Genomic DNA, 15,980 nt, shown 5'->3' with positions numbered 1-15,980 from the left:
GTTGCCGCCAACATCAGTTACTGGCGACTACTGACTAACGACTATTGACTTTATCAACTCATTAACCCGTTCGGCTTCTTCGTGCTGAACCCAGTGGGTAGCATTCTCAATGAACACAATACGCCCGTTATCGCAAAGATCGATGCTGAGTTGCGCCATTTCCCGCTTCAGAAACTGATCGCGAACACCCCAGATCAACAACGTCGGTACGGTAATTCGAATGTCAGAACGTCGGGAAGGTGGCTTTTGAAGCGCAGCTCTGTACCAGTTGACCATGGCCGTAAAAGCACCCGGCTGCGACCAGGCCGCTTTATACTGTTGCAAATCAGCATTGGAGAACGTACCGGGCCGACTGCTTTTACGTAGTGTTCGCACCAGCATTGCCCAGTTACCCAATCGGGATAGCGTTTCTGGTAACCACGGCAATTGGAAGAAACCGATGTACCAGCTACGTAGCATCTGCCCCAGATCGCGACTAGCGAACTTCTTCATAACAATCGGATGTGGCACATTCATAACCACTAGTCGGTCGACGCGTTCCGGATACGTAACGGCTGTCCACCAGGCTACAGCCGCACCCCAGTCGTGACCGACAACAATTGCTTTTTGCCGACCCGCGGCATCAATCAGCCCCACTACGTCGGCGGCTAACGTATCGATGCCATAAGCATCAACACCGGTTGGTTTGTCGCTCAGGTTATAGCCTCGCTGGTCGGGCGCCCACACAAAGAAACCGGCTTCGGCTAACGTATCAATCTGATGCTGCCAGCCATACCAGAACTCAGGAAATCCATGCAGCAAAATCACAAGCGGCCCATCTGCTGGACCCGCCTGAACGACATGCAACTGGATGTTATTGGTTTTAACAAAAGTATGGGTCATGGATTAAATAAGGATATTGAACACAGAGCCACGGAGAACACAGAGAAATTCTTTAACTCTGTGTTCTCCGTGGCTCTGTGTTCAATAATTTTTAGAACCCTAAAACTCAAAATACCTCTCTGCGTTGCGGTAGCAGATGTCCTGGATAATCTGACCAACCCACTCTACATCGTTGGGCAGCTCACCGTTTTCAATTTCATTACCGAAGATATTGCACAGAATTCGTCGGAAATATTCGTGACGCGGGTAAGAGACGAAACTGCGCGAATCGGTGAGCATGCCTACAAACGCGCTCAGCAGCCCCATGTTCGAGAGGGCGTTGATTTGCTTCTCCATGCCATCTTTCTGATCGAGAAACCACCAGCCTGAACCGAACTGAATTTTACCCCGTACCGAGCCATCATTGAAATTGCCAATCATGGTGGCCATCACTTCATTATCAGCCGGATTCAAGTTATACAAAATGGTCTTGGTCAGCTTATTCCGGTCGTCCAATCCACCCAAGAAGCGAGAGAGTGAAGCCGCCTGTGGGAAATCGCCGATACTGTCCCAGCCCGTGTCGGGGCCGAGTTCACGGAGCCGACGGATGTTATTGTTACGTAGTGCGCCGAGGTGAAACTGCTGTGTCCACCCTTTTTCGTGATCCCACTCCGCAAACTGCACCAGCATGAACGACTTGAATTTGAGCACTTCAAGCGGACTGAGTACCGAAACGCCGTCTTTCCAATTCAGCCGTAAATTCGAAAATATAGTCTCAATTTCACTTTCGACATACGGTTCAGCATAGATCATTTCCAATCCATGATCTGACAGGCGACAACCCATTTCGCCAAAATAATCATGGCGGGATTTCAACGCGTCGAGATAATGCGTCAATGTCCGAATCTCGCGGTTCGTCAACGTTGCTAACTTTTCCACGTAGGCACGAAACGCAGTCGGATCATCAGCGGCCATGGCTTTGTCGGGCCGGAACGCAGGCAACACGTTAACCGAAAAATTACTTTGCGCAATAGCGCGGTGGTGCTCCAGCGAATCCAGTGGATCATCGGTCGTACAAACTACACGTACGTCGAAGTGCTGAAGCAAATTTCGGGCGGTGAGCTGCGGCAATTGCTCGTTGCACGTATCATATATCGAGCGGGCGGTTCCTGGATTCAGTACGTCCGTAATGCCGAATGGGTTTTTCAACTCCAGATGCGACCAGTGGTAAAGTGGGTTACGTAGCGTGTAAGGCACGGTTTCAGCCCACTTCTCAAACTTCGCCCAATCCGAAGCATTGCCGGTACAATACTGTTCGTCAATACCGTGCGTTCGCATCGCCCGCCATTTGTAGTGATCCCCATAAAGCCAGAGCTGGGTGACATTCTCAAAGCGTTTGTCGGTGGCTATTTGATCCGGCGGTAGGTGACAATGATAATCAATGATCGGCATTGGCCGGGCATAATCGTGATAGAGCCGACGGGCGGTTTCGGTTTGTAACAGAAAATCGTCGGATAAAAAAGTTGGAGCGGTCACGAGTGTATTCATGGTAGGCAAAAGCAAAAGCCGGGCGATTTCTCCCGGCTTTCATTATTATTTTTTTGATGTTGTTATAAACGTATCGGGCACAAACTGACAGCCAGGTAATACGTCAACGGGGTGGCTCCAGTCCCAAATAATCCAGTCTTTATTGGCTTCGGCAATCCAGACTTTACGGGATTTAGTAAATAACCAGATCACCTTTTCAACCCCACAGTCAAGCAGTTTTGTTGTTTTCTTTTCGTAGTAGTCAAAAGCCGAATCATATTGATCCATGTCAGCTTTCGTATCTATTTCGATGGCTACTTTAGGAGGCACCCAGGCGTATTTTGTCTCGTCCTGCCCTTCCAAAATTTCCAATTCAAAAATGGCTATATTACAGGCTTGCCAATCCCCTTTCTTAAACTGAATTCCTACTTCGTTCCCCAAGACGTCATACACGTTCAAGTTTAATACTGACAATAAATAGGCAGATAATCGAACGACTAACCGACTTTGCAAAATGCTCGAACCCCTAACCTGCTCAACCGTTTTTATACCCTTCAATACGTCTTCATAGCCGGCATAATACACCGGCTTACCGTCCCACATTTCGTAGACAAGTGACTTGAGTAATCGGGCACGTTCGGCACGACGTTGTTTCTGTTAAGGAGTAAGAGGAGGGTGCTTCGGCTTATTGATCGCTTCCATAACCGCACTGTTTAGCTATTGGCAAGATAACTACTAAAGACAGAATTTACGGGGTAAAACAAGATTAGAGACTACAAAAATCCCATTTACCCCGTAAATCCTGTCAAAACTATTCATATCACTCAATCGACAAGCCCACCATCAGACCACGCAGTTCAGCCAGACCACGCAACCGTCCAATGGCCGTATAGCCCGGATTGGTTCGTTTGCCGGAAGTCAAATCATCGAGCATCCGGTGCCCGTGGTCGGGGCGGAATGGCATCCGAAGGTCAGTAAGTCCCTCTTTTTTCCGCCTTTTCTGTTCAGCCAGTAACGCCCGCATAACGCCCGCCATCGGTACGTCGCCTTCGAGGTGATTAGCTTCCTGAAAACTGCCGTCTGCACTACGTTCGGTGCTGCGCAAATGGATAAAATGAATTTTCGATCCCAACCGTTCGACCATGCCAACCAGGTTATTATCGGCCCGAACGCCGTAGGAACCCGTACAAAAACAAATCCCGTTAGCAGGCGAATCGGCCGCAGCCAGCAACGCACGGGCATCGGCTTCAGTACTTACCACTCGTGGCAAACCAAGAATTGGGTAGGGTGGATCGTCGGGGTGAATGGACAGCCGTACCCCTGCCGACTCGGCGACGGGTACAATTTCGTGGAGAAATGCATAAAGATTCTGGCGTAGTTCGCGATCGCCCACATCGGCATACGTAGCCAGTGCATCCCGAAACCGCTCCACCGTATAACTCTCCTCCGAACCCGGCAACCCGGCAATGATCGTTCGGGTCAGGCGTTTTACCTCCGCATCACCCATAGCGTCCAGCTTGGCTTTTGCCTGGCGTTTCTGTTCATCGTTGTATAAATATTCAGCACCGGGTCGCTGGAGAATAAACAGTTCAAAAGCTGCGAATTCAGTAGCGTCGAAACGGAGCCCTGTAGAGCCATCCGGCATTGGAAAGTCCAGATCCGTACGCGTCCAGTCGAGCACCGGCATGAAGTTATAACAAACCGTATCGATCCCGGCCTGCGCCAGATTAACAATCGACTCCTTGTAATTTTCGATGTATCGCTGAAAATCACCCGTTCGGGTCTTGATGCCCTCATGCACCGGAATACTCTCCACCACCGACCATGTAAGCCCATTGGCTTCAATGAGCGTTTTCCGACTCTGGACTTCTTCCAGCGACCAGACTTCGCCATTTGGAATATGATGCAGGGCCGTTACGATTCCCGTAGCACCCGCCTGTCGGACGTCGTTGAGCGATACGGGGTCCTTGGGACCGAACCATCGCCAGGTTTGTTCAAGCATATGAATAGTCGTTAGTCAGTAGTCGGTAGTTGACAGTCAGTAGGATTAGTGTTTGCAGGAAGCAACTAATACCTATCGACGGTCGACTACCGACTATTTTTAGGTAAATAAGCAATCCTTGCTGCTTTTCTCATCAAAAGAGTCTACTTGTTTTGCAAACGCCAACCACATCTGGCCGATTTCGATGGCGCATTGTCGCCTTGTTATTTCTGGCGACGACAATCAACTACGTAGACAGACAGGTATTGTCATTTACCATGACCGACGAGTTATTTCGAAAAGAAATGCTCGATATGACGCCCGATTCAGTGCTCACCAAAGAAGCGACTGACCGGTTCAAGATCTTTTACGGCGATGTAGACGCGGCCTTCAAATTTGCCTATGCCATTGGCTTTCTGCTGGTTGGCTGGCTCATTGACCGGATCGGTACAAAGCGGGGTTTCTCACTGGGAATTTTTGTCTGGAGTATTGCCGCCGTTATGACCACGTTTGTTGGCAATATGACCAGCCTTCGGTGGGCACGGGTATTTTTAGGTTTGGGGGAAGCCGCCAATTTTCCATCATCCGTTAAAACCGTAGCCGAGTGGTTCCCCCGTCGTGAGCGCTCGTTTGCCAATGGGCTTTTCAATGCCGGGACTAATGTGGGAATTATTTTAACCGCCCTGCTGGTGCCCCATCTGATCTTACAATTTGGCTGGCGAAGCTCTTTTCTCGTAACCGGTTTGCTGGGATTTGGGCTGCTGATTTTCTGGTGGTTCATGTACCATAAACCCGAACGAAGTCCGCAGCTCTCGGCCGATGAACTGGCTTACATTCGCAGTGATAAGGAAAAAATGGCGCCCGTGAACGTATCATGGGGGCAACTGCTTGGGTATAAGCAAACATGGGCGTTTGCGATTGGGAAATTTATGGCGGACCCAATCTGGTGGTTCTATATGTCCTGGCTGCCCGATTTTTTCAACTCCAACGACGCACTGGATCAAAAACTGGACCTCAAAACATTTGGCGTGCCGTTTCTAATTATTTACGTTGTTTCTGATGCGGGCAGTATTTTTTTCGGCTGGCTGAGTACGCAGCTCATGGGCCGGGGCTGGTCGGCCAACCGCGCCCGCAAAACAACCATGCTCATTTGCGCACTCTGTGTGGTTCCAATTTTCTTTGCCGCCCAAACCAGCAGCCTGACCATTGCCATTGCCCTGATTTCGCTGGCAACGGCGGCTCATCAGGGCTGGGCAGCCAATATGTATACGTTTGCCTCTGACCTATTCCCCAGGAACGTAGTGGCATCTGTAACAGGAATTGGGGGAATGTTTGGCGCAGTTGGTGGCATTTTGCTATCATTGCTGGCTGGGCGCATCATCACCGCCTTTGGCTACTTACCCATGTTTATGATTGCCAGTTGCGCCTACTTGCTAGCCCTGGTCATTATTCACCTGGTCTTACCTAAATTAGAACCCGTTACAACGGAGGAATTGGAGAAAAGTGGCAATTGGTCATTAGCCAGCGATCAGTAACGATCGTCCCCATTTCCTCAACGGCCAACAACGAAGCGGGACCGTACTTAACGACGAACAAATGAAAATTGTCACTTTTGGCGAAGTCATGCTACGACTAAGCCCACCGAGTGTCGGTCGATTTGCCCAGACAGATTCACTGACGATGCACTTTGGCGGCACCGAAGCCAACGTAGCGGTATCGCTGGCGCAACTTGGTTTACAGGCAGCCCATGTTACCCGTTTCCCGGATCACGCGCTGGGGCGGGCGGCTGCCGGTTACCTGCGCAAATACGATGTGAGCACAGAACACGTTCGCTACGGCGATGGTCGACTGGGCCTGTATTTTCTGGAAACGGGCGCCGGAAGCCGGGCCAGCCAGATTATTTACGACCGGGCCGATTCGGCCTTCTCGCGCATCAAACCCGACGATATTGACTGGGAGCCGATTTTACAGGGGGCGTCGTGGTTTCACTGGACGGGTATTACGCCCGCGCTCTCGCAGGGTGCCGCCGACTGTTTACTGGCCGGTATACAGACCGCTAATCGCCTGGGCGTTCCGGTATCGGGCGACATTGTTTACCGCAGTAATCTCTGGCAATATGGCAAAACGCCCCAGGAGATCATGCCCGCGCTAACCGAAGGCTGTACGCTGGTTTTGGGGAGTAAAGGCCTTTTTTCTGAGCTATACGACGTAGTGGGCAGTACCTTTCAGGAGTCAGGGCGTGCGATGATGAAACGATTTCCCAATGTTCGCTACTTCACCGATACCAAACGCAATTCGCTAAGCGCATCGCACAATCAATTGTCGGCCAAGTTATTTGACGGGCAGAGCGTTTACAAATCAAGAACGTATGATATTCAGCCCATTACGGATCGAATTGGTACGGGCGATGCCTACATGGCAGGCTTGATTTATGGACTGCTTACGTTCAATGATCTGCAACGGGCCGTTGAGTTCGGAGCGGCCGCTTCGGCCTTAAAACATACCATTCCCGGCGATGTAAATCTGGCAACTGTAGCCGAGGTCGATACGTTGGCCAGCGGTGATAGTTCGGGACGACTGAAGCGTTAAGGGCTTAATAGTCGTTCATTCGATAAATTAGCGGTTACGGTTAACAAAGTAGTTTGTAATATTGCTGAATTATGAAATATCCAACATCAACATTCAATTTTAGTTAATAGTAAGCCTGTTCAACTGATGACCGCAGAATCCATTGCCGCCCACCCAACTATGACAAAGCTCACTCGTTCGACAAACCCCGCTCCCATTTTTCCCGAAAAAGTTCTTCAATTTGGCACAGGCGTTCTTTTACGGGGCTTGCCCGATTATCTGATTCAAAAAGCGAATGCCGAAGGGCGATTTGAGGGATCAATCGTCGTCGTTAAATCTACGGATAGCCAAACCAACGAATTTTCAGATCAGGACAATCTCTATACGGTGGCGGTTCGGGGGGTTCAACAGGGCCAGGAAGTTGTCGAAAATACCATTGTTTCGGCAATCAGCCGGGTATTGGCCGCCCAAACGCAGTGGAGTGACGTATTGAAACTAGCCCGAAACCCGAAGCTGCAAATCATCATCTCCAATACTACCGAAGTGGGGCTGAACTACGTTGAGGAAAGTATTTTCCAGAACCCACCCCAGTCATTTCCGGCGAAATTAACCTCGTTTTTATATGAGCGTTTTCGTAGCGTGGGTGGCTCGAAGGCGAAAGGGTTGATTGTGATCCCAACCGAACTCGTGACGGATAACGGGCTGAAATTGCGGGACGCCGTTGAGCAACTGGCCAAGTTTAATGAGCTGGGTAAGTTATTTACGAAATGGCTCAAATTTCACGTTCGTTTCTGTAACTCCCTCGTTGACCGCATCGTAACGCGCCCAACCGACGAAGCCAAACAGACGTTGGAGCAGGAAGTGGGCTATGAAGACGATCTGCTCACCTTCACGGAGCCCTATCATCTATGGGCCATCGAAGGCGATGATCGCGTTAAACAAACGCTGACGTTTGCTGATGGCAGCACCCCTCAGGTGATCATCGACGAAGACATCAATTTCTACAAAGAGCGCAAACTTCGGGTGCTCAACGGATCGCACACACTCACCATGCCACTGGGTTATTTACTCGGCCTGGAAACCGTTGCCGATGAGATGACGCATCCAACCATGAGTAAGTTTATTGAGTCGCTCATGCTCAACGAAATTGTACCGACCGTGCCGGATTATGGCATTCCCGGCATGGACAAGGCGGCCATTTCGCAGTTCGCTCACGACGTACTGGATCGTTTCCGAAACCCGTATCTGGATCACCTGCTGCTGAATATTTCACTTCAGGAAACGGCTAAAATGCAGGCCCGCAATGTAGCGACCATTCAACGGTATTACGAACAATTTAACGCCGTACCGAAACTGACCGCCTTGGGATTCGCAGCGTATCTGCTATTCATGAAAGTAGTTCGTGAAGAAAAGGGGCAGTTTTTCGGCGAGATTGCCGTTAAGGGAGGCCAGTTAACGTACCCCATTAAAGATGACAAAGCAGGTTATTTTTATGGCGACTGGAAGACTGTCAAAACGAATTCGCCTGCCACGGTTCAGGCATTTGTCAAGAGTGTTCTCTCGGACGTAACACTTTGGCAAACCGATCTAACGGCCCTACCCGGTTTTTCAGAAGCAGTTGCCGCCGATCTTAATGCCTTGTTGACAGCGGGCGTCGAAAAGACGCTAGAGAAAGCCGTTTCGTAGAATTGCGAATAGATTTATACAAAAAGGCTCAAAATTGTCCACTTGATGTTTGACAATTTTGGGCCTTTTTACGCTCTGGCTACGTGTTTAAAAGCTAGCAACGAGAGCCGCCATTTTCTCGCGCGTTGCTTTATCGGGCAAAGGGCCGATACCAGCTTTGGCGTTATCCGCCATATGATCAGGCTTGCTTGTTCCCGGAATAACACACGTAACGGCTGCGTGCGAAAGGAGAAATTTAAGAAAGAATTGCCCCCAGCTTTCTATTCCGTATTCTTTTACCCAATCGGGCAAGTTCTTTCCACGCACTTTGGCAAATAAGCCGCCTTCGCCCAATGGCCGATTGATCAACGTAGCCACGCCGTGTTCGGCAGCTGCGGGCAGTAGCCGTTTTTCGGCATTGCGAGAAACGATCGAGTAATTGAACTGGACAAAATCTATTGGCACGGACGATAGAATCTGCTCCAGCTCGCCATGCATAGAATCAGTGTAATGCGTGATACCAATGTAGCGTATTTTTCCAGCCGCTTTCCAGTCTTTCAGCGTCTTTATATGCGTTTTCCAGTCCGTCAGGTTATGAATCTGCATCAAATCCATCGTTTTCCGGCGCATGAGCCTAAACGACTCATTCATCTGCTGAATGCCCGCTTCCCGGCCCTGCGTCCAGACTTTGGTCGCGTAAAAAAACTGATTTTCCAGGTCTGAACCAGCTGTCAGTTCACCTACTACACCTTCTGAACGGCCATACATCGGCGAACTGTCGATTAACGTCCCGCCGTACTGGTGCATTGTTTTCAGTACGTCCTTTAAGGGTTCTTTGGCTGATGGCGTCAATACGTCAAAGGTTTGCCAGGTGCCGAGCCCAACCACAGGCAGTGCTTCTTTACTGGAAGGAATTAGTCGGGTTAGCATATTGACGGCTTTGATTGAGTAGCATGGCAGTAGCCAATTTGCTTAATGGCCAAGCGATCGCTTCCTACAGAAACGCCCGTATTTCAGCTGCGGTGGCCGCTAACTCTTCCTGGCTTACCTTGAGCTTATGGCTGAAATTCATGTCGGCCATTGAGTTGAGCGGAATCAAATGGACGTGCACGTGAGGAACTTCCAGCCCAACAACCGCCACGCCGATACGTTTGCAGGGTACGGCTTTTTCAATGGCGGGAGCGATTTTTTTGGCAAACGCCATCAGGCCGTTATAGAGATCATCATCCAGATCAAAAAGATAATCGACTTCTTTTTTAGGGATAACGAGTGTATGACCCGTAGCGGTGGGCATTACGTCCAGGAAAGCCAGATAGTCATCGGTCTCAGCAATCTTGTGAGCCGGAATTTCACCGGAAACGATGCGGGAGAAGGTAGAAGGCATAAGCGTAATGATGACCGGGTCGCCGGTGCGATGATGAATTATAAATGATGAAAATACGTCACTACTTTGTATTCATAATTCATCATTTATAATTCATAATTAAAATTTACCGGGCGATTTCAATTACTTCAAATTCCACGACACCAGCGGGTACTTTAATTTCAGCGGTTTCGCCGACGCGCTTACCCAACAAGCCTTTCCCAATGGGTGAACTTACCGAAATCCGGCCAGCCTTCAGATCCGCTTCTTCTTCCGATACAAGCGTGTAGTTCATTTCAGCGCCATTTTTCTTATTCTTGATCTTCACCTTCGACAGCACGGATACCAGCGAAGCATCAATCGTGGACTCGTCCAGAACGCGGGCATTCGACAGGACCTCTTCGAGTTTCGATATTTTCAATTCGTGCAAACCCTGCGCATCTTTAGCGGCATCGTACTCCGCATTTTCACTCAAATCGCCTTTGTCGCGCGCTTCGGCAATCTGATGAGCAATTGCCGTTCGACCTTTTGTTTTCAATTCAACCAGTTCAGCCTTAAGCCGGTTGAGTCCTTCCTCGGTGTAGTATGAAATTTTTGCCATGATACTTAAATACTTACTCGTTTTTCACATTGGTTTTGGGTACTCCTAAAACAAAAAGAACGGTACACCGACCGTTCTGCAACCAAATTGGTTTTCTTTGCAGACGCGTCAGGGTCGCCGTCGGATAGCCGAAGCCAGCGGTTCAGGAATATAACAAATCGTTCTTCGCATAGACTCAGCCGTTTATCGGCCATCACATTCTGACGTGGTATGTTTAGAGCAACGCATCGCTGATACAAAAATAGAAATACTTCCCGGCTATATCAACAAATAGCTAATGGGTACCTTAAAAACAACGTCTTGATTCATGACTCAACCGCTTCGTATTGTGTTTATGGGTACGCCCGATTTTGCTGTTGCCAGCCTGCAACGACTGCTCGGTGCGGGCTGCCTTTTGGTCGCTGTCGTTACGGCGCCAGACCGCCCGTCAGGACGGGGGTTGCACCTAACGCCGTCGCCCGTTAAAAAAGCCGCCGAGGCTGCAAATTTACCGGTCCTTCAACCCGAAAAACTACGTGATCCGGCATTTCTGGAACAGCTTGCCAGTTATAACGCTGACTTGCAGATTGTTGTTGCCTTCCGTATGTTACCAGAGGTAGTCTGGTCAATGCCAACGATTGGTACGTTCAACCTGCATGGGTCATTATTGCCGCAGTATCGTGGAGCTGCGCCCATTAACTGGGCCATTATCAATGGGGAGACAGAAACCGGCGTAACGACGTTTTTTATCGAAAAAGAAATTGATACGGGCCAGATGATTTTTCAGGATTACGAGCCCATTTACCCGGATGATAACGCTGGAACGGTACACGACCGATTGATGGAACGGGGTGCCAATCTGGTACTAAAAACGGTTCACGCCATCGAAGCGGGCGACTATCCTCGTCTTCCTCAACCCGCATCCGACGACCTGAAATCAGCGCCCAAGCTTAGCCGGGAAACAACGGAAATAAACTGGAATCAACCCGCTAAAATCATTCACAATTTCGTTCGTGGCCTCTCGCCCTACCCTACTGCCTGGACGCTGATTAACGGGAAAGTATTCAAGCTGTATGACGTATCAATCGCCAACGAATCGCCGTTTGCGGCTGAACCGGGAGAAGCGTACACCGACAACAAAAAAGTTATACTGGTTCGCGCAGACGATGGCTGGCTACGTATCGACGCGCTCCAGGCCGAAGGAAAACGGCGCATGACTGCCGAGGAGTTTTTGCGGGGGAATAAGCTTTAAAGAGTAGCCTGGACGGCCACGTCCAGGTAAAATAATATATTTTCTAAACCCGGACGTGGCCGTCCGGCTACTCTCTAACCATTCATGAAACTCCTTTTACTCTGCCTTTTCTTTACTGCTTTTAGCCATATTGCTATGTATGCCCAAACTGAAACGTATGCTGAAAAATTAGGCTTTCCGAAGGGCAAAAAAGTGGTCATTTTCCACGTCGACGATGCGGGCATGAGCTACGACTCAAACATAGGAACCATCAATGCTATCGACAAGGGCATTGCCAATTCGACCAGTATCATGATGCCTTGCGGGTGGGTACCCCAGTTTTTTGACTACGTAAAAAAGCACCCAACAGTCGATGCGGGTGTTCACCTGACCCTGACTTCGGAGTGGACTAACTACCGGTGGTTTCCGCTGGTTGGCAAAGACAAAGCACCGGGTTTGTACGATGAGCAGGGCGCCTTCTGGCACACCGTCGAGCAGGTTGTTCAACACGCATCGGCGGATGAAGTTTCGGCAGAAATCCGGGCACAACTGGCTCGTTATCGGTCGTTTGGGGTACAGCCTACGCACATGGATTCGCATATGGGCACCCTGTTTGAGCCAAAGTTTTTGATGAGCTACGTCAAACTGGCGATAGAAGAGAAAATCCCGATACTGTTTCCCGGCGGTCATGCCTCCCTGATCATCAAAGCCAACAACGTACCAGCCGATCGGCAACAGCTGATCAAGCAGGTTGGCAAACAGCTTTGGGACGCTGGCCTGCCCGTTCTGGATGATCTGGACGGCTCTATTACCAGCCATAATTTACCAGCCGGAACATCGGACGACGCATTACAGACATTTAAAACACAAAAATTCATTGAGTTGCTCAATTCAGCAAAGCCGGGGCTGACTTACATCATTATGCACTGCACGGCGCCCACGCCAACGTTCGATCAGATCAGCAGTTCGGGTCAATCCCGCAAAGGCGATATGCTGGGCATGATGGACCCCACTCTTAAAACTTTTGTCGAAAAAGAAGGTATTATTGTCACCACCTGGCGCGAATTAATGGAACGGCGTAAAACGAAAGGCGAAAGAACGAAAGAGTGAAGGAGCTGTCTGATGCGCCAGAAAAAATGGTTTGCGCCAGCTTTTCACTAATTCACTCATTAATCTATGAAAATAAGTCTCATTGCTGCTGTTGCACAAAACGGCGTTATTGGTCGCGACAATGATATGCCGTGGCACCTTCCCGACGATTTTGCCTTCTTCAAGCGCAAAACCAGCCATCATCCAATTATTATGGGCCGTAAATCGCTGGAAGCTCTTGGTAAACCCTTACCCAATCGTACCAACATTGTTCTCACGCGCAACCAGGATTTCAAGGCGGAGAACGTAACGGTTGTGCATACGCTTGACGACGCCATTGACGTAGCGATGAATGCACCCCGAAAATCCGACGAAATATTTGTCATTGGCGGAGCCGAAATTTACACGATGGCCTTACCCATTGCCACGACACTCTATCTGACGGAAATCCATCAATCATACGACGGCGATACGTATTTCCCTTCGTTCGATAAAAATGAGTGGCAGGAAATCAGTCGGCACCCCCATCCCACCGATGAACGGCATGTTGTTTCATTTGACTTTGTGACGTATGAACGCAAGCCATAAGGTCAATTTATTGGTATGGATTCTGTAGCGAACAAAATCGTTTGAATGAAGATGCTAAATAGCTATCATGTGTTGGTCAGGAATTTGGTGAGCCACTTTAGTTACTAAACCACTCGTCAACCATTTCACTACGTCCTTTGCTTTCCAGTTTTCGCTCCAGGTCATCGGGGATTTTGGGGAAGAAGTCAATGCCGGTTAGCTGCTCGATCTGGTCGACGGGAACCACAAATTGCTTGAGTGAACTCGTTGCCCCTTTGTTGTCCAGCAGAAACCCAATCATGCGGATATCGGGCTTGTTGCAGTACAGAATCACTTTGTAAAACTTTTCGGGCACGCTAACCTCAGTCGTCTTACCAATAGTTGGCAAACCGGGTTTCAACACTGCCCCCGTTATGACATAGAGGCCATTGTCACGTATCGCCCACGCCCGCACCTGCTCTTCAAGTTCTTTCCAGATACCCCGATTAAAATCCGGCGTTTGGGGGGTTATGTTGCTCATAAAGAAGGTTTCTTTCATCATGCGCTGCGAAAACTTAAAATCGCCAGCCGGTGCCAAATGGCCTCGATCGTAACCAGAACGGGTATAATCGGATGGGAGAGCCGTACCAATTGCCACCTCCGGATCAGGCTTAAACTGCTCGTATTTGCGGTCGGCGTCGCCCGTGGTTTCGTAATCCAGCAACGGATAGGCGACCCATTCAGCATCTTTATACTCGTCGCGATAGCTCAGCGTGTAGCCTTCATGACGGATAATCTCATTGCCCGATTTGGACACTGGCAGCATGAAATCAACCTGTTTCTCGAAGTCAAACCGTACTATTTTTGGCGATCCAGCCGACGGAGATGGCGCATTGCCTTTGGTATCGCTGGCTTCGCTTTCCGTTGATGAGGCTCCGCCCCGTTCTGACTGGCCAGGCTCAGGTGCTTTGTAGGGATTATCTTCTCTGCTTTCCGATTTAGAACGGCCCAGGCCGATGATCTGCCGAAAATCATTCCAGAAAGCGACAACCGGCTGGGTCCGGCCACCGTAGTGGAGAAACAAGCCGATTAGGAAAAACACGAAGAGCAGAACGAGCGTATTACCCCGCAGGCGGAAACCCCGGCGATGATAGTTTTTGGAGGAAGGTCGAGGATTGAATCGCATAGCGGTAAAGTTACACAAGTGTTTATGGTTTACGGTTCAAGGGTTACGGTTTCGTATGGATGACCGTTAGACTGACACACTGAAGCGTGAACCGTATAGCGTGTACAACTGTTGAAAACCCATGTCATCGTTAACTATTGTCGTAATCGGCGGAGGAGCAGCCGGTTTTTTTGGCGCCATCACGGCAGCCGAAACGTTTCCTAATGCCCGCGTTACAATTCTCGAAAAAAACCGCACGGTACTTAACAAAGTCCGCATTTCGGGTGGGGGGCGCTGCAACGTTACTCATGCCTGTTTTGATAACCGACAGCTCGTTAAACATTACCCACGCGGGGAAAAACCACTACGTTCGTTGCTGACTCAATTCGATGCCACTGCCACCGTAAATTGGTTCGAAGAGCGGGGAGTGCCTCTGAAAACGGAAGCTGACGGACGTATGTTTCCGTCGACTAACACCTCCGATACAATTGTCGACTGCCTGCTCACAACCGCCCGGCGGCTGGGCATCCAGATACGTACCAGTTGTGGCGTTGCCGAAATTCGACGTAGTGAATCATCCGACTGGACGGTACATCTGCTTACTGGCGAAACGATTAGCGCCAACCGGGTGCTCATCGCAACAGGTGGCTACCCCCAACTGGCCTCGTATGGCTGGTTACCGGAACCCGCCGAATCCATCATCCCACCCGTACCGTCGCTGTTCACATTCAACATTCCTGATAGTCCATTTTTGTCGCTGGCCGGTGTAGCGGTGCCCGATGCAAAAGTGTATGTGGTGGGAACGAAGCAGGAACAGCGCGGGCCTTTATTGCTAACGCATTGGGGATTTAGCGGCCCGGTTATACTACGTCTCTCAGCCTGGGCGGCCCGCGATTTAGCTGATGCCAACTACCGGTTCACGCTTCGCGTTAACTGGGTGCCCACACTGAACGAGAATGAGTTACGTACTACGCTGCAGAACTTTCGACAACAGAACGGGCGAAAACAAGTCATTTCCCAGAATCCGTTGGGATTACCGAGTCGGCTCTGGCAGGCGCTGGCCTCGGAAGTAGACATTCCCGAAACACAACGCTGGGCCGACCTACCCGCCAAACCGCTGAACAAACTAATTGAACGGCTCACAAATAGCCAGTTTCAGGTAGTTGGGAAAAGCACGTTCAAAGACGAATTCGTAACCTGCGGTGGTATCATGTTCGACAGTCTGAATGTACAAACGCTTGAAAGCAAGGCTCAACCGGGGTTGTTTTTTGCGGGCGAAGTGCTTGATGTCGATGGTATTACGGGCGGGTTCAATTTCCAGAGCGCCTGGACAACCGGCTACGTTGCGGGGTTGAATATTGGGGTGTGACAAGAGGAATTAAACAGAAAGCCGGGCCACCGTTC

15 protein-coding genes are annotated in these 15,980 nt (G+C 49.9%); 7 read left to right on the top strand and 8 right to left on the bottom strand.

What is annotated here, in order from left to right:
* Positions 1–27 precede the first annotated feature (27 nt).
* The 4 genes from BM202_RS20785 to uxuA all read right to left on the bottom strand — a co-directional run bounded on the left by BM202_RS20785 (position 28) and on the right by uxuA (position 4,390).
* Positions 28–882 (bottom strand): alpha/beta fold hydrolase, encoded by an 855-nt coding sequence (locus tag BM202_RS20785; protein ID WP_093829665.1) that lies wholly within the window; start codon positions 880–882, stop codon positions 28–30.
* 99 nt (positions 883–981) lie between these two features.
* A complete protein-coding gene (gene uxaC / locus BM202_RS20780) occupies positions 982–2,409 on the bottom strand; it encodes a glucuronate isomerase (RefSeq protein WP_093829663.1) in 1,428 nt (475 codons plus the stop codon).
* Between the two features lie 45 nt (positions 2,410–2,454).
* Positions 2,455–2,991, bottom strand: coding sequence for a hypothetical protein (locus BM202_RS20775; RefSeq protein WP_245776729.1), 537 nt, complete (start codon positions 2,989–2,991; stop codon positions 2,455–2,457).
* Positions 2,992–3,208: 217 nt separating this feature from the next.
* Complete coding sequence (gene uxuA / locus BM202_RS20770) at positions 3,209–4,390, bottom strand: mannonate dehydratase (protein WP_093829661.1); 1,182 nt, start codon at positions 4,388–4,390, stop codon at positions 3,209–3,211.
* Positions 4,391–4,542: 152 nt separating this feature from the next.
* Between uxuA and BM202_RS20765 the strand changes: the two genes are divergently transcribed.
* The 3 genes from BM202_RS20765 (at position 4,543) to BM202_RS20755 (ending at position 8,623) form a co-directional block, all read left to right on the top strand.
* Positions 4,543–5,904: an MFS transporter gene (locus BM202_RS20765; RefSeq protein ID WP_093829659.1), complete on the top strand. Its 1,362-nt coding sequence runs from the start codon at positions 4,543–4,545 to the stop codon at positions 5,902–5,904.
* Positions 5,905–5,965: 61 nt separating this feature from the next.
* Positions 5,966–6,958 carry a sugar kinase gene (locus BM202_RS20760; protein ID WP_093829657.1) on the top strand — a complete coding sequence of 331 codons (993 nt, stop codon included), beginning with the start codon at positions 5,966–5,968 and terminating at the stop codon, positions 6,956–6,958.
* A 159-nt stretch (positions 6,959–7,117) separates the two neighbouring features.
* Positions 7,118–8,623 (top strand): tagaturonate reductase, encoded by a 1,506-nt coding sequence (locus tag BM202_RS20755; protein WP_177236639.1) that lies wholly within the window; start codon positions 7,118–7,120, stop codon positions 8,621–8,623.
* A gap of 87 nt (positions 8,624–8,710) precedes the next feature.
* On the opposite strand, the gene BM202_RS20750 is transcribed toward BM202_RS20755, so the two are convergent.
* The 3 genes from BM202_RS20750 to greA all read right to left on the bottom strand — a co-directional run bounded on the left by BM202_RS20750 (position 8,711) and on the right by greA (position 10,566).
* Entirely contained in the window at positions 8,711–9,532 is an 822-nt protein-coding gene (locus BM202_RS20750; protein ID WP_093829653.1) for an aldo/keto reductase, read from the bottom strand.
* Between the two features lie 64 nt (positions 9,533–9,596).
* Positions 9,597–9,986 (bottom strand): HIT family protein, encoded by a 390-nt coding sequence (locus BM202_RS20745; protein ID WP_093829651.1) that lies wholly within the window; start codon positions 9,984–9,986, stop codon positions 9,597–9,599.
* A 106-nt stretch (positions 9,987–10,092) separates the two neighbouring features.
* Positions 10,093–10,566 (bottom strand): transcription elongation factor GreA, encoded by a 474-nt coding sequence (greA, locus tag BM202_RS20740; protein WP_093829649.1) that lies wholly within the window; start codon positions 10,564–10,566, stop codon positions 10,093–10,095.
* A gap of 307 nt (positions 10,567–10,873) precedes the next feature.
* Between greA and fmt the strand changes: the two genes are divergently transcribed.
* The 3 genes from fmt (at position 10,874) to BM202_RS20725 (ending at position 13,453) form a co-directional block, all read left to right on the top strand.
* Positions 10,874–11,797: a methionyl-tRNA formyltransferase gene (gene fmt, locus BM202_RS20735; RefSeq protein WP_245776728.1), complete on the top strand. Its 924-nt coding sequence runs from the start codon at positions 10,874–10,876 to the stop codon at positions 11,795–11,797.
* Between the two features lie 84 nt (positions 11,798–11,881).
* Entirely contained in the window at positions 11,882–12,886 is a 1,005-nt protein-coding gene (locus BM202_RS20730) for a polysaccharide deacetylase family protein (protein ID WP_093829645.1), read from the top strand.
* Positions 12,887–12,952: 66 nt separating this feature from the next.
* Positions 12,953–13,453: a dihydrofolate reductase gene (locus tag BM202_RS20725; protein WP_093829643.1), complete on the top strand. Its 501-nt coding sequence runs from the start codon at positions 12,953–12,955 to the stop codon at positions 13,451–13,453.
* A gap of 97 nt (positions 13,454–13,550) precedes the next feature.
* Here the strand turns inward: BM202_RS20725 and BM202_RS20720 are convergent, their stop codons facing one another.
* The gene (locus BM202_RS20720; RefSeq protein WP_093829641.1) at positions 13,551–14,597 is read right to left on the bottom strand and encodes a DNA/RNA non-specific endonuclease; all 1,047 of its coding nucleotides are present in this window, start codon (positions 14,595–14,597) and stop codon (positions 13,551–13,553) included.
* 121 nt (positions 14,598–14,718) lie between these two features.
* Between BM202_RS20720 and BM202_RS20715 the strand changes: the two genes are divergently transcribed.
* Positions 14,719–15,945, top strand: coding sequence for a BaiN/RdsA family NAD(P)/FAD-dependent oxidoreductase (locus tag BM202_RS20715; protein ID WP_093829639.1), 1,227 nt, complete (start codon positions 14,719–14,721; stop codon positions 15,943–15,945).
* Positions 15,946–15,980 lie beyond the last annotated feature (35 nt).

This window comes from Spirosoma endophyticum (assembly GCF_900112365.1).
GTDB classification, from domain to species: domain Bacteria; phylum Bacteroidota; class Bacteroidia; order Cytophagales; family Spirosomataceae; genus Spirosoma; species Spirosoma endophyticum.
This window is presented reverse-complemented; position numbering and strand designations above follow the sequence as displayed.

Bases quoted from the DNA above. Each gene is read 5' to 3' on its own strand.
- BM202_RS20785 (WP_093829665.1), bottom strand. From the start codon at position 882: ATGACCCATACTTTTGTTAAAACCAATAACATCCAGTTGCATGTCGTT.
- uxaC (WP_093829663.1), bottom strand. From the start codon at position 2,409: ATGAATACACTCGTGACCGCTCCAACTTTTTTATCCGACGATTTTCTG.
- BM202_RS20775 (WP_245776729.1), bottom strand. From the start codon at position 2,991: ATGTGGGACGGTAAGCCGGTGTATTATGCCGGCTATGAAGACGTATTG.
- uxuA (WP_093829661.1), bottom strand. From the start codon at position 4,390: ATGCTTGAACAAACCTGGCGATGGTTCGGTCCCAAGGACCCCGTATCG.
- BM202_RS20760 (WP_093829657.1), top strand. From the start codon at position 5,966: ATGAAAATTGTCACTTTTGGCGAAGTCATGCTACGACTAAGCCCACCG.
- BM202_RS20755 (WP_177236639.1), top strand. From the start codon at position 7,118: ATGACAAAGCTCACTCGTTCGACAAACCCCGCTCCCATTTTTCCCGAA.
- BM202_RS20750 (WP_093829653.1), bottom strand. From the start codon at position 9,532: ATGCTAACCCGACTAATTCCTTCCAGTAAAGAAGCACTGCCTGTGGTT.
- BM202_RS20745 (WP_093829651.1), bottom strand. From the start codon at position 9,986: ATGCCTTCTACCTTCTCCCGCATCGTTTCCGGTGAAATTCCGGCTCAC.
- greA (WP_093829649.1), bottom strand. From the start codon at position 10,566: ATGGCAAAAATTTCATACTACACCGAGGAAGGACTCAACCGGCTTAAG.
- fmt (WP_245776728.1), top strand. From the start codon at position 10,874: ATGACTCAACCGCTTCGTATTGTGTTTATGGGTACGCCCGATTTTGCT.
- BM202_RS20730 (WP_093829645.1), top strand. From the start codon at position 11,882: ATGAAACTCCTTTTACTCTGCCTTTTCTTTACTGCTTTTAGCCATATT.
- BM202_RS20725 (WP_093829643.1), top strand. From the start codon at position 12,953: ATGAAAATAAGTCTCATTGCTGCTGTTGCACAAAACGGCGTTATTGGT.
- BM202_RS20720 (WP_093829641.1), bottom strand. From the start codon at position 14,597: ATGCGATTCAATCCTCGACCTTCCTCCAAAAACTATCATCGCCGGGGT.
- BM202_RS20715 (WP_093829639.1), top strand. From the start codon at position 14,719: ATGTCATCGTTAACTATTGTCGTAATCGGCGGAGGAGCAGCCGGTTTT.